This window comes from Rheinheimera soli (assembly GCF_021290985.1).
Lineage (GTDB): Bacteria > Pseudomonadota > Gammaproteobacteria > Enterobacterales > Alteromonadaceae > Pararheinheimera > Pararheinheimera soli.
In genome coordinates this window covers 73,699-86,729 of sequence record NZ_JAJOYU010000014.1, presented here as the reverse complement: position 1 = coordinate 86,729, position 13,031 = coordinate 73,699, and the positions used below count along the sequence as shown (strand labels likewise).

Here is a 13,031-nt window from a genome sequence, read left to right as displayed (position 1 = left end):
TACGACAGAATACGACTAAGGTCGTAGTTGAATTAACAGGCAGGTTTTGTATTTATTTTCATCAGAACAAAGTACAACAAAGCAGAAAAATAGAAATGATAGCGCTATCAATTTTGTGCGGGAAAGAATTTCGGTCAGAGTAAAGTGAAGGCTGATTGCTTCATTTCACTCTGACCGAAGTATTTATTTGGCTATTTGCTTTTTCTGCAGAAAGGCTTTATCCAAGGCGAGGAATACCACTGGTGTGGTTAATAAAGTCAGTACCTGACTAAAAGCCAAGCCGCCCACTACAGCCACACCTAAAGGCACGCGCAGTTCAGCACCAGTACCAAAGCCCATCATTAAAGGCACTGCACCTAAAATAGCTGCTAAGGTGGTCATCATAATAGGGCGGAACCTGACTAAGCAGGCCTGATGAATCGCCTCTTTCGCCGACAAACCTTGCTCACGCTGGGCTTGCAACGCAAAGTCGACCATCAGAATGCCGTTTTTCTTCACTATACCTATCAACAAGATAATGCCGATCAGCGCCATGATGGAGAAATCCAGCTGCCAGATCCAGAGCAACAAAATGGCTCCTATAGCAGCAGATGGCAGAGTGGACAAAATAGTGAGAGGGTGAACAAAACTCTCGTACAACACGCCCAAAATGATATACACAGCTAATAAAGCCGTGAAAATCAGCAAGGGCTGAGTGGCCAAAGAATCCTGAAAAGCCTGAGCTGCGCCCTGGAAAGAACCAGACACCGAGCCAGGCATTTGTAATTCGGTACGAGCTTGTTCCAGAACTTCAACAGCCTCACCCAATGAAATACCTGCAGCCAGGTTAAAGGATAAAGTAGCTGCTGGTTGCATGCCATTGTGTGCAATCACCACAGGGCCACTGGTGGCTGGCAATACTTTAGCAAAAGCCAATAAAGGCACCATTTCTCCGGTAGTGGGAGAACGTAAGTGGAAATAATTAAGGCTTTCTGCTGTGCCACGTTGTGCCGGGTCCAGCTCCAATATCACGTTATATTGGTTAGTTTCGGTTTGATATTCGTTGATCTGACGCTGACCAAAGGCGTCGTACAAGGCCTGATCCAAATCAGCAGCAGCAAAACCTAAACGCGCTGCTTCCTGTCGGTCTAGTTCCAGCTTGATAATATTAGCGTCCCACTGCAAGTCGTTGGATAAGTCAGTAAATATCGGGTTTTGCCGTAATTTAGCCGTTAACGCCTGAGTCCAGGTAGCCAACTCTTCACTGCTTAAGGCTTTGAGTACATAACTGTACTGGGCACGACCAGGCCCTGCCCCCAGATTAATATCCTGAGCGGCCCGTAAAAACACCTGAAAACCAGGAATTTGCGCAAACTGTGGTCGTAAGCGGTCAATAATTTCACTGGCGCTGGCATCCCGATCATCTGGATCGCTTAATACCACCCAGACCCGGCCTGAGCCAGTTGAGTTATTGCCGCCTACTGCATGGTTAAAGCCTGTGATATCCGGATCATTTTTTAAGATCTGCTCCAGCTGCTTATGTTTAGCAATCATATCTTCGTAAGGAATATCTGAGGCAGCCTGAGTCACACCTATAACAAAACCTGTGTCCTGCAGCGGAAAAAAGCCTTTAGGAATGGCCATAAAACTGGCGACACTGCCTGCCACTGTCAGAAAAAACACCCCAAGCATAATTTTCTGATGGTCCAAAGCCCAGGTCAGCACTGTGTCATAACGTTTTACTAAGCGGTCAAAAAAGCCGGGGTTATTCGGGTCATGCGCTGGCGCTTTGTCCATAAAAAGCGAAGCTAAAGTCGGTGCCAAGGTTAAACATACCACCACCGAAATCAGAATGGCCGCTGCCGCTGTTAAAGAAAACTCCAGAAACAACTTGCCGATAATGCCGCCCATAAACAGCAGCGGAATAAAAGCTGCCACCAAAGACACGCTGATCGACACCACAGTGAAACCAATTTCTTCTGCCCCTTTAAGCGCCGCTACTCTTTTGGTTTCGCCCGCCTCTAAGTGCCGGTGAATGTTTTCAATCACTACTATGGCATCATCAACAATAAAACCAACGGCTATGACAATAGCCACCAGCGTTAGGTTATTCAGACTAAAGCCAACCAGATACATAAATGCACAGGTGCCAATCAAGGATACCCCAAGCACAGCAGAGACAATCAGGGTGGCCGACCATTGCCGTAAAAACGCCGCCATCACTGCAATCACCAGCACCACGGCTATCGCCAGTGTCAGCTCTACTTCATGCAAAGAAGAGCGAATAGTCCGGGTTCTGTCGTTAAAGACTTCGACTTTTACATCGGCAGGCAAAGCGCTGGTCAGCTGGGGTAAAGCGGCTCTGATGCGATCCGCTGTTGCTACTATATTAGCGCCAGGCTGACGACGGATAATGAGCGCCACACCTGATTCGCCATTAGGCCAAATCTGCACAAAATCGTTTTCAGCACCCAGTTTCACTGTGGCCACATCACGCAAATACACAGGAGAACCATCGGTATAACTGATGATCAGATCGGCGTATTCGTCGGCAGAAAAAATTTGATCATTGACCGCCAGAGTGGACACTCTGTTGTCACCAAACAAAGCGCCTTTAGGTAAATTCACGCTGGCTCTTTGCACTGCGGTGCGGATATCTGCCAGGGTTAAACCCGCAGCAGCTAAAACTTCTGGCCTAGCCTGAATACGAATAGCAGGTTTTTGCTGACCGCCAATAAAAACTTCACCTACGCCATTAATCTGAGTCATCTGGCGCGCCAACACGGTTTCAGCCAAATCACTGATTTCAGTGCGGGATAAGGTTTCTGAGGTCACACCAATAATTAAAATAGGACTATCGGCTGGGTTCACCTTACGCCAGGTCGGTAAGTTAGGCATATCAGGCAAACGCCCAGCGGCCTGATTCAGTGCGGCTTGCACTTCCTGAGCTGCAGTATCAATGTTTTTTTCCAGTACAAACTGCAAAGTGATATTGACTGAGCCTAAAGCGCTACTGGATGTCATTTCAGTAATACCAGGCACTGAACTTAACGCCACTTCCAAAGGCGTTGCGACTGAGGATGCCATGGTTTCAGCGCTAGCGCCGGGCAAGCGGGCATCCACCTGAATAGTAGGAAAATCAGCTTCAGGTAAAGGCGCTATAGATAACCGTGGAAAGGCCAATATACCTAACAACACTAAAGCGAATGTCAGTAACACTGTGCCTATAGGGTGATCCATACACCAGGCATACAGACTGCGGCTTTTCATGCTTAGTGCTCCGTAGCTGCTGTTTGAGCTGCATCAATCAGAACTTTCAGCTCCGACCCTCTGCGTAATCGGCTCTGTCCATCCACGACCACCTGCTGACCTGCAGCAACTCCAGTCACCACCACTTGATTTTTATCCTGTAATACCACTTCAACAGCAGCAGTAGCTGCTTTGCCTTGCTCATCAATCCAGACAAAAGTGCCTTCAGGTCCTTGCTGTAAGGCTTTAGCCGGGATAGTTAAGGCGTTTTCTAATACCTTACTTTGCAGTGCTATCACCACAGACTGGCTTGGCCATAAGGCCGAATCCGGATTAGCAAAATCAGCTTTCACTCTGATAGTACCACTGGCAGAAGCCACCCTGTTGTCCACTACCGTCAGTTGGCCCTGAGCTAAGGGATCCGCCCCTTCTTTTAAATAAGCCAGCACTGGCACAGTTTGTTTTTGTCTGATTTGTTGCATCAAGAGCTGTAACTCGGCTAAACGCGACTGAGGTAACGCAATTTCAATACTGATAGGGTCCAACTGGACCACAGAAAACAAACTGGTTGCATCACTGGTTCGCACATAGTTACCAGCATCCACATTACGAATACCGACCTGACCTGCAATAGGCGACAGAATTTGAGTAAAAGACAACTCGACTTGCTGGGCATTGATAGTAGCCTGCACACTACGCAGTTCTGCTTCTAACTGTTGCACTGTGGCCTGCTGTTGATCGGCCATTTGTGCCGATACCGCCTGATCTTTGCGCAAATTCTGATAACGTTTTAAATCCAGTCGTGCCACATCTAGCTGCGCCTGAACCACAGAAAGCTGAGCTTTAGCTTGTTCAAGCGCTGCTTTAATGCTGCGATCGTCAATCACAGCCAGTAGATCTCCAGCCTTCACCAACTGGCCCTCTTCCACCAGAATGCGCTGCAATACACCATCGACCTGCGGACGTATTTCAACACTTTGTTGGGCTTTCACCTGACCTATGGCTCGGATCCAAACCGGCACAGCCTGCTGTTGCACCACAGCTGTTTTGACAGGTACAGCCGGGCTTTGTTGCGCCGCAGCAGTACAGCTCAGCCATAGGCCGGACAGCATAACTAGCTTTACCAATTTCATGCAAAAACTCCGTTTGATTCAGTGACAATAAACAGCCTGTGCAGCCAACTTAGCATAGCCAGTGCTATTCGGAAGTAGCAGGCTATTTCTTTAATTTATTCAGTATTTTGTACTATATCCGACAAGCTAAACGATTTAGGTTCTGCAAAGGATCAGGGAATGCGTTCAGCGGCAAAAAAAAACAGACCAGAGGATCCATTCTCCGATCTGTATTTTCACTTCAGCTGAGCTATTTTCTTTTCATTTAATGTGTCACTGCTGTTTTTAGTTGCATCAGTCTCAAGCTGGTCGCAGCCACTATTCCAACAGTTGCAGCCAAAGCTAAAGTGAAAAAGGTCTCGAAGTTTGGCGGCTGGTGCGATGCAAAAAAGCTAACCAAGCCTAAAAACAACCCCAATAAATTATTAACGACTGGCATATAACGCAAAGACAACACCACAAGCGCCACCACAAAAACCACCAGGCTTAAAGTCGCCTCTCCTGACAGCGGAGTTAAAACACTGGTCAGTTGACCTGCAGCTATACCAATGGCTATTCCTATCCAGACCGTTAGCAAGTTAATCACACCATCTTTTGCTGTCATGCCACGGGTAAAAAATGCAATCCAGCCGATAAACATAGCCCAGACAGGTACTTGCAATACCAGCGCACACAAAGTGGCTGCTGCAGTGGCTATACAGGCCTCCCGCACTAAAGCCGTTAATTTCTGATTTAAACTCGTCATACTTCACCTCCTACTTGTTAATAACTGAATAGTGCAGGGATCAAATTGAAACCCTGAGTTTTTGGTCTACAGAAAAACTGCCACTGCCACGCACTGCGATATACAAAGCCAGGAAAGCCATCAGCGCCGGATATTCAATGCCCCGGTCAATCCAGGGCCAGGTAGGGCCTAGCGCATAACAAATTCCGATCATTTGAATAGTGATGGCCAAAGCAACAAGACGTGACCAGAGGCCAATAGTGAGCATCAATGCGCCGAGGGTTTCGAGCAGCATAACCAGAAAGGCTAACTGTGGAGCAAAAGGTAATCCCATTACATTTTGGATCAAATGGGTGGAGCCAGCCATAGGGTCGGCCATGGAGCCATGGGAGATCCCCAATGCCTTGGGCAGACCGTGAGTGAAGATCACAATGCCGAAAACAAAGCGCAATAACGCATAAAAAACAGGTTCAAGTTTGCTGTAAAAGACACCCAAAAAAGGAAAAATCAAACCTTCCTGAACGCCGGCCTTATCGTCAACCTTGTCGTCAACAAAGACCGCTGAGTTGGTTTTGAATAGAGTCATTCGTTTTGCTCCTGAAGCTGTTGCTTTACACCATGCCGCCATTCACACGGATCACCTGCGAATTAATCCAACCCCCATCTGGGCCAGCTAACACAGACACCACAGCTGAAATATCTTCAGGCGTGCCCAAGCGTTCCAGCGGAGCCAGTTTGGCCATCTGTTGGATTAATTCGTCCGACTTGCCATTGAAAAACAGTTCTGTAGCCACAGGGCCAGGCGCCACAGCATTCACCGTAATGTTCAAACCACGTAACTCGTTAGCCAGCACATGAACCAAAGCTTCGACTGCAGCTTTGGTGGCGCTATAAGGACCGTAACTTGGCAAGGCTTTTGCTATCACGCTGGTAGACAACGCAATAATACGACCGCCTTGGCTGATATGGCGTGCGGCGCTGCCCAGCACACAAAAGGCACCTGTTAAGTTGGTGCGAACCAGCTGTTCAAATTGGTCTGTGCTGCACTCTGCGATAGGCACATTGGTCATAATTCCAGCGCTATTGACCACTACATCCACCCGGCCAAAATGTGATTTTGCGGTAGTAAATAACTGCTCTACCGCTGCGGCATCTGCTACATCAGCTTGCACAGCAATGGCGTGGCCTCCGGCTTGCTGAATTTGTGCCACCACCTGCTCGGCTTTTTCCTGTCCTGCGGCATAATTCACAACTACAGCAAACCCATCCTCTGCTAAACGCAAGGCAATGGCTTTACCTATGCCTCTGGAAGCACCTGTTACTACTGCGGTTTTGATTGAAGTCTTCATAGCTGTTCTCCCGATTGAGTCACCCCTGCGGTGCCTGAATGGGAGTTACTTTAGATTTGCAGGATAACTGGATAAATACACGAAAATTGATAACATAATTCAACCAGAGCGAACAATAACCCCAAAAGGGCAGAGAATGGACAAGTTCGATAGCTTAAAGCTGTATTGTAAAATCGTCGAATTAGGCAGTTTTACTCAGGCCGCCGGTGTATTACAAATCCCACGTGCTACTGCAACTTATGCCATGCAGCAATTGGAGCAGCGCCTGAACAGTCGCCTATTGGAACGCACCACCCGTCAGGTTAAACCCACTTTGGACGGTCAGGCGTTTTATCAGCGCTGTATTCGTATTTTATCCGAATTAGACGACGCCGAAGCCAGCCTGAATACTGTTGCAGCCAACCCGGCTGGCTTATTACGTTTGGGTTTGCATGGGGTGCATGCAGCGCAAATTATTATTCCGGCTCTGCCACAATTCAGAGCACTGTATCCACAGCTGGATATCGCCATCAGCACAGGTGACAGACTGGTAGATTTGGTACGCGAAAGTATTGATCTGGTGGTGCGGATAGGTGTGCCCAAAGACTCCACTTTAGTGGGTAAAAAGCTGGCTGCTTTGCCACAGGTAGTCTGTGCCAGCCCGGCTTATCTGCAACAGCATGGTGTGCCTATGCAACCGGAACAACTGAGTCAACATCAGGCGGTAGGCTTTTTCTCCAGTGATCACAATGTCAGCTACCCCTTTAGCTTTTTGATAGCAGGTGTAGAGCAGGATTTTCCGGCTAAAGGCTGGTTGTCTGTCAATGACGCCGAATCTTACACTGCCGCTGCTTTAGCGGGCTGTGGCATTATTCAGGTGCCCAAGTTTCGGATCAAACGCTATCTGGAGTCTGGCGATTTAGTGCAAATTCTAAGTCATCTGCAAAGCCCGGCTTTGCCTGTGCATGTGCTCTATCCGCAACATAACCAATTGTCGCCACGGGTAAAGGTATTTGTTGAATGGGTGAGCGCTTTATATAAACAGAAATTTTCCACCGAAAAATAAGCAGCAAAGCAGACAAAACCGCCTATAGTTATTTAACCATTTATTAACAGGCGGAGTTCAGGATGAAACCGCTTTTGTGTCTGTTGTTTTTTTGCAGTTTTACACTGTTGGCTCAAAGCCAATGGCCGGAAGCTGATTGCGTGAAAGCAGCAAAAAAACTGCAGCAACTGGAACAAAAGATCAGTTCAGGTTACAGCCTCAAAGAAGCAGAGCAATTAAGCCTGGATCAACGCCTGCTCGAGAAACAGCTGGATCAGTTTTGCCAGAAGCCCGTCTTAGCTACTGATCCGCAAAAACCAAAAATCAAAAAGACCGCCAAAACTAAAAATGCCCCAGATCCATTGGTCGATATAGCCAAAGGCCCACAGCTTTATGTCAGCTCAGTTTCAGTAAAAGCGCCTTATCAGGGCAAAAAACTACAGGCATGGCTGCAGTATTACACCGAACCCAAACAATGTTTTGGTGTACGGGACAGCAGGCAAATGGTCTGGTGTGTGGAGCAGCGCCAGCAAGCCAAAGCGAATTTTGAGCGACAATGGCAGCAAAAATTCGCACTATCGCAACCAGAATGATAAGCTCCGACCAGTTGAATTCTGGAGCCTCTTTTTATGAACGCCTTAACTAAAGCCAACTTACAACTCTGGTGGTTTGGATTTCGTTATATTCCGCTGATTGGTTTTTGTAAGCCAAAAATTCTGGAATTAACAGACGCACGCACTGTGATCCGGATGCCGCATCATCGCCATACCAAAAACCATCTGGGCAGCATTTATTTTGGTGCTCTGGCCATAGGTGCAGATTTAGCCGGTGCTTTTTTAGTCTTTTACAAAGCACGGCAGAAAAAGCTGAATATCCATTTTGCCTTTAAAGACGTGCAGGGCGAGTTTTTAAAACGCCCTGAAGCTGCAGTGCATTTCATCAGCAACGACGGCGCTTTAATAGACCAGATGATCCAACAATCGCTGGATACAGGAGAGCGTATCAATCAGTCAGTCACTATTGATGTCACCTGCCCTTCGTTGCATGGCGACGAGCTAATGGCGAAATTCACTTTAACTCTGTCGGTGAAAGCCAAAAGCCGCTGATAGATCTTCGCTCTAGCGCATAAAGTAAAAATCCACAGTTTGTCTGTGGATTTTTAACTTTTAAAAAGCGACGCTCATCAAGCCTGAATTAGTCTTTGATCGGCAGTGGCGCGTCTGGATGCACCAAGCCTGCGTGACGCAGTTCACGCCAAAAGTCAGCTGGCACCATCTCTTTTAACGCTGAGCTGTCTTCAACAATACGACCTGGTTTACTGGCGCCAGGGATCACAGCTGCAACAGCTGGGTTAGCCAAAGCAAATTGTAAACCAGCAGCTTTCATACTGATGCCGTATCTGTCTGCCAATACTTTGATCTTCGCCACTTTGTTTAAGATAGCCTTCGAAGCCGGTGCGTATTCAAAGTTCGGGCCGCCGACTAAAGCGCCAGAGCTGTAAGGACCACCTACTACTATACCCAAACCACGTTCTGTGACTTTTGGCATCACCCGCTGTAAGGCCCTTTCATGGTCCAGCAAGGTGTAACGTCCAGCCAGTAAAAAACCATCAGGACGAGGTTCTTCCAAATCCATCAGCAGCTCTATAGGCTCGACTTTATTAACGCCTAAACCCCAGGCTTTAATCACCCCTTCATCACGCAGTTTATCCAGCGTTTTAAAGGCGCCTTTGCGCGCACTTTCAAACATGCCAAGCCACTCATCACCAAAAAAATCCTGTGCTACATCATGCACCCAGACAATTTCAATATGATCGGTTTTCAGCCTTTTCAGACTGTCTTCAATAGAGCGCATTGTGGCATCTGCTGAATAGTCGTTAACGATTTTATTGGGCCGGCCATATTTAAAGACTTCGCCTTTTTCACCTAAATCACGGGCGCTGATATCTTCAACTTCATCCAGCACCAGCCGGCCCACTTTGGTGCTAATCACATAGTCCTGCCGCGGCTTGTCTGCCAGCGCATCGCCCATACGAAGTTCTGCCAGACCTGCGCCATAAAAAGGTGCGTTATCAAAATAACGGATGCCGTCATTCCAGGCTGCATCTACAGTAGCCCGCGCTTCCTGCTCAGGAATATCGCGGAACATGTTACCCAGCGGCGCTGTACCAAAACCAAGCTTGCCTGGAAGAATATCTTTTAGTGCCATTTTTTGCTCCTTTGTCTTCGAACAGACTCAATCTCTTTGAACAATTAAAATTCAATACAGGCAGTATGCCAGCACAACTATGACCTATTGATGATAATCGTCGGGCACGATCACAGTGAAAAAACCTATCAGCTGTTGGCAGCGCAGCAGTGATGCGGCTAAAATCGCCTTTTGATTGTAGAAGGTGGCAGGCATGCAGGACTTATTAGGTAACTTATTTATTATTTCAGCGCCAAGCGGAGCGGGAAAATCCACGCTGATCAATGCTCTGTTAAAGCAACATGCCGATATGCAGTTGAGTGTATCTCATACCACCCGCTCACCACGCCCTGGCGAAAGCAATGGCGTGCAATACCATTTCACTGATATTCCAGCCTTTAAGCAGCTGATTGCACAACAGCAGTTTATTGAATGGGCTGAAGTTTTTGGCAATTATTACGGCACATCCAAAGCCGCCCTGGCTGATAAACTGGCGCAGGGTATAGATGTGTTTTTAGATATCGACTGGCAAGGTGCCCGCCAAATCAAACAGCAACTGCCTTTTGTCACCAGCATTTTTATTCTGCCGCCAAGCGTTGAAGCTTTAGAGCAACGGCTGAATCAACGGGGTCAGGATAGTGCAGAAGTCATTGCAGGCCGTATGGCCAAAGCCCGTGATGAAATCAGCCATGCCGATGAATACGATTATTGGGTGGTGAATGACGATTTGGAACTGGCGCTGCAGCAATTTTCCGGCATTATTCAAACTCAGCGCTTAAAACAGCAAAAGCAGGCGATACGGCAACAGAAGTTAATTTCTGGCCTGTTGGCGAACGAAACGAAATAGAGTAGACTATGCGGTCTTTATTCAGACCCAGATTAACCGGAGTGGCAGATGGCTCGCGTAACAGTTGAAGATGCAGTAAATAAAATTGGTAACCGCTTTGATTTAATTCTGGTGGCCTCACGTCGTGCCCGTCAGTTAGCTGTTGAAGGCAAAGAGCCAATGGTTGACCCGGAAAACGATAAGTCTACTGTGGTTGCCTTACGTGAAATCGAAAAAGGTTTTATCACCAACGGTATTCTGGACCAGCAAGAACGTCGTGAACAGTTACAGCAAGAAGCGTCAGAAATGGCTGCCGTCGCTGCAATTATCGGTTCTGACGAATAATCTGAGCTGCACCCTCTGCCAACGGTATCCGGCCGTTGGCAATAACTCGAAATCCACGTATATTCAAAGGAACACGCCAAAGCGTTGTGCGTATTGGGGAGTTTCGGATGTATCTGTTTGAAGGCCTGAAAAATCAAATCAGTGCTTACCTGCCAGCTGAGCAGGTCGTTCTGGTACAACAGGCTTATGTTGTAGCCCGCGACGCGCACGCGCCACAAATTCGCTCCAGTGGCGAACCTTATATTACTCATCCTGTTGCAGTTGCTAGTATCCTCGCCGAAATGCGCATGGATTATGAAACCTTAATGGCAGCGTTACTGCATGATGTCATTGAAGACACGCCGGTCAGCAAAGAAGATTTAACCCGTCTGTTTGGTGAAACTGTGGCCGAGCTGGTGCAGGGTGTCAGTAAACTCGATAAAGTTAAATTTAAAGATATCAAAGAGTTCGAAGTTACTAACCTGCAAAAAATGTTTATGGCGATGACGCAGGATATCCGCGTTATTTTAATTAAACTGGCCGACCGCACTCATAATATGCGCACCATAGGTGCTCTCAAACCAGAAAAACGCCGTCGTATTGCCCGTGAAACTTTAGAACTCTATGCCCCTATCGCCAACCGTTTGGGTATTCATAATATTAAAAACGAGTTGGAAAACTGGGGCTTCCGCGCTTTATACCCAATGCGTTATCGGGCTTTGGAAACTGCAGTCAAACAGGCTCGCGGTAACCGCAAAGAAATTATTGAACGCATTCAGTCGGAAATCGAACAGCGTATTAAAGCCGCAGGTATTGAAGCTGAAGTGGCAGGCCGTGAAAAACATCTGTATAGCATCTATCGCAAGATGAAAAGCAAAGAGCTGATGTTTAACGATGTGATGGATATTTACGGTTTCCGGGTGCTGATTAACAGCATCGACAACTGCTACCGCGTTTTAGGTGTAGTACATAACCTGTTTAAGCCTATTGAAAGCCGCTTTAAAGACTATATCGCCATTCCAAAACAAAACGGTTATCAGTCTTTGCATACCTCCCTGATTGGTCCACACGGTATTCCGGTGGAAATTCAGATGCGCACCCGTGAAATGGATGAAATGGCCGATAAAGGTATTGCAGCGCACTGGTCGTACAAAGGTGCAGGCGAAAACAAAAATACCACGGCACAAATCCGTGCCCAGCGCTGGATGCAAAGTTTACTTGAGCTGCAACAAAGCTCGGGCAACACCTACGAATTTGTTGAAAACGTTAAATCTGAGCTCTATCCGGATGAGTTGTATGTATTCAGCCCCAAAGGTCAGATTGTTGAATTACCTATTGGCGCCAATGCAGTCGATTTTGCCTACACAGTGCATACCGACATAGGCAACAGATGTGTGGGCGCAAGGGTCGATCGTAAACCTTACCCACTGAACAAACCTTTAGAAACAGGCCAGACGGTAGAAATCATTACCAGCCCTGGTGGTAAACCTAATGCTAACTGGCTAAACCATGTGGTCACCAGCCGGGCTATTCTAGGTATTCGTAACTATCTGAAAAAACAGCAATTGAGTGAAGCTGTAGGTTTGGGCCGGCGTTTACTGACCTCAGCTTTGGGTGATGTAAAACTTGAGGCTATTCCGCCAGAACGTATAGAGCAGGTACTGCAAAGCACCACGCAAAAGTCGCTGGATGAGCTGCTGGTTGAAATTGGTTTAGGCAATCAGTTGCCTATAGCTGTAGCCCGTCGTTTAATGGGTGGTTTTGATTCTGGCGAAGAAGCTTTGCCAGCAGAAAACCCTGCCAATCAAAAAACCAAAGCTTTTATTATTGGCTCTGAAGGTATGTTACTCACCTTCGCCAAATGTTGCCGCCCTATTCCGGGTGACGAAATTGCCGCCAACGCGACACCAGGCAAAGGCCTGAACGTGCATCGTGTGGAATGCCGTAATATTCGTGGCTGGGAAAAAGAGCCGGGTAAGTACTTCCCGGTGAAATGGGATAAAACCGGCGATAAACAGTTTTTATGTGATATCCGGGTCTTTATTGTCAACCAACCTGGTGTGTTGGCCAAACTAACGACTGTGATAGCGTCACAGGATTCCAATATTCAGGACTTGTCGACCGACGACAGAGACACAGGCGAATACGTGATTAAAATCACCTTGTCTGTGCGTGACCGTATTAATTTAGCCAACGTCATGCGCAAAATTCGTGTTCTGCCTGAAGTACTTAAAGTTTACAGAAGGAAATAATTTTT

12 protein-coding genes are annotated in these 13,031 nt (G+C 47.3%); 6 read left to right on the top strand and 6 right to left on the bottom strand.

Going from position 1 to position 13,031, the window contains the following annotated elements; translation table 11 throughout:
• Positions 1-183 precede the first annotated feature (183 nt).
• The 5 genes from LSG37_RS11545 to LSG37_RS11525 all read right to left on the bottom strand — a co-directional run bounded on the left by LSG37_RS11545 (position 184) and on the right by LSG37_RS11525 (position 6,413).
• Positions 184-3,249, bottom strand: coding sequence for a multidrug efflux RND transporter permease subunit (locus LSG37_RS11545; protein ID WP_233080022.1), 3,066 nt, complete (start codon positions 3,247-3,249; stop codon positions 184-186).
• Between the two features lie 2 nt (positions 3,250-3,251).
• The gene (locus LSG37_RS11540) at positions 3,252-4,361 is read right to left on the bottom strand and encodes an efflux RND transporter periplasmic adaptor subunit (RefSeq protein WP_233080021.1); all 1,110 of its coding nucleotides are present in this window, start codon (positions 4,359-4,361) and stop codon (positions 3,252-3,254) included.
• A gap of 244 nt (positions 4,362-4,605) precedes the next feature.
• On the bottom strand, positions 4,606-5,085 hold the full coding sequence (locus tag LSG37_RS11535) for a DUF1097 domain-containing protein (protein ID WP_233080020.1): 480 nt from the start codon (positions 5,083-5,085) through the stop codon (positions 4,606-4,608).
• Between the two features lie 40 nt (positions 5,086-5,125).
• The gene (locus tag LSG37_RS11530) at positions 5,126-5,650 is read right to left on the bottom strand and encodes a DoxX family protein (protein WP_233080019.1); all 525 of its coding nucleotides are present in this window, start codon (positions 5,648-5,650) and stop codon (positions 5,126-5,128) included.
• 25 nt (positions 5,651-5,675) lie between these two features.
• The gene (locus tag LSG37_RS11525; RefSeq protein ID WP_233080018.1) at positions 5,676-6,413 is read right to left on the bottom strand and encodes an SDR family oxidoreductase; all 738 of its coding nucleotides are present in this window, start codon (positions 6,411-6,413) and stop codon (positions 5,676-5,678) included.
• A 136-nt stretch (positions 6,414-6,549) separates the two neighbouring features.
• Between LSG37_RS11525 and LSG37_RS11520 the strand changes: the two genes are divergently transcribed.
• The 3 genes from LSG37_RS11520 (at position 6,550) to LSG37_RS11510 (ending at position 8,543) form a co-directional block, all read left to right on the top strand.
• Complete coding sequence (locus LSG37_RS11520) at positions 6,550-7,458, top strand: LysR family transcriptional regulator (protein ID WP_233080017.1); 909 nt, start codon at positions 6,550-6,552, stop codon at positions 7,456-7,458.
• Between the two features lie 62 nt (positions 7,459-7,520).
• Positions 7,521-8,030, top strand: a complete 510-nt coding sequence (locus tag LSG37_RS11515) for a hypothetical protein (protein ID WP_233080016.1) — start codon at positions 7,521-7,523, stop codon at positions 8,028-8,030.
• A 36-nt stretch (positions 8,031-8,066) separates the two neighbouring features.
• Positions 8,067-8,543, top strand: a complete 477-nt coding sequence (locus LSG37_RS11510; protein ID WP_233080015.1) for a PaaI family thioesterase — start codon at positions 8,067-8,069, stop codon at positions 8,541-8,543.
• Between the two features lie 88 nt (positions 8,544-8,631).
• On the opposite strand, the gene LSG37_RS11505 is transcribed toward LSG37_RS11510, so the two are convergent.
• Positions 8,632-9,645 carry an aldo/keto reductase gene (locus LSG37_RS11505; RefSeq protein ID WP_233080014.1) on the bottom strand — a complete coding sequence of 338 codons (1,014 nt, stop codon included), beginning with the start codon at positions 9,643-9,645 and terminating at the stop codon, positions 8,632-8,634.
• A gap of 193 nt (positions 9,646-9,838) precedes the next feature.
• Here LSG37_RS11505 and gmk point away from each other — a divergent pair, with 193 nt between their 5' ends.
• The 3 genes from gmk (at position 9,839) to spoT (ending at position 13,026) form a co-directional block, all read left to right on the top strand.
• A complete protein-coding gene (gmk, locus tag LSG37_RS11500) occupies positions 9,839-10,471 on the top strand; it encodes a guanylate kinase (RefSeq protein ID WP_233080013.1) in 633 nt (210 codons plus the stop codon).
• 48 nt (positions 10,472-10,519) lie between these two features.
• Complete coding sequence (gene rpoZ / locus LSG37_RS11495; protein WP_008900729.1) at positions 10,520-10,795, top strand: DNA-directed RNA polymerase subunit omega; 276 nt, start codon at positions 10,520-10,522, stop codon at positions 10,793-10,795.
• Between the two features lie 107 nt (positions 10,796-10,902).
• Positions 10,903-13,026, top strand: coding sequence for a bifunctional GTP diphosphokinase/guanosine-3',5'-bis pyrophosphate 3'-pyrophosphohydrolase (spoT, locus tag LSG37_RS11490; protein ID WP_233080012.1), 2,124 nt, complete (start codon positions 10,903-10,905; stop codon positions 13,024-13,026).
• The last annotated feature ends 5 nt before the right edge of the window (positions 13,027-13,031 follow it).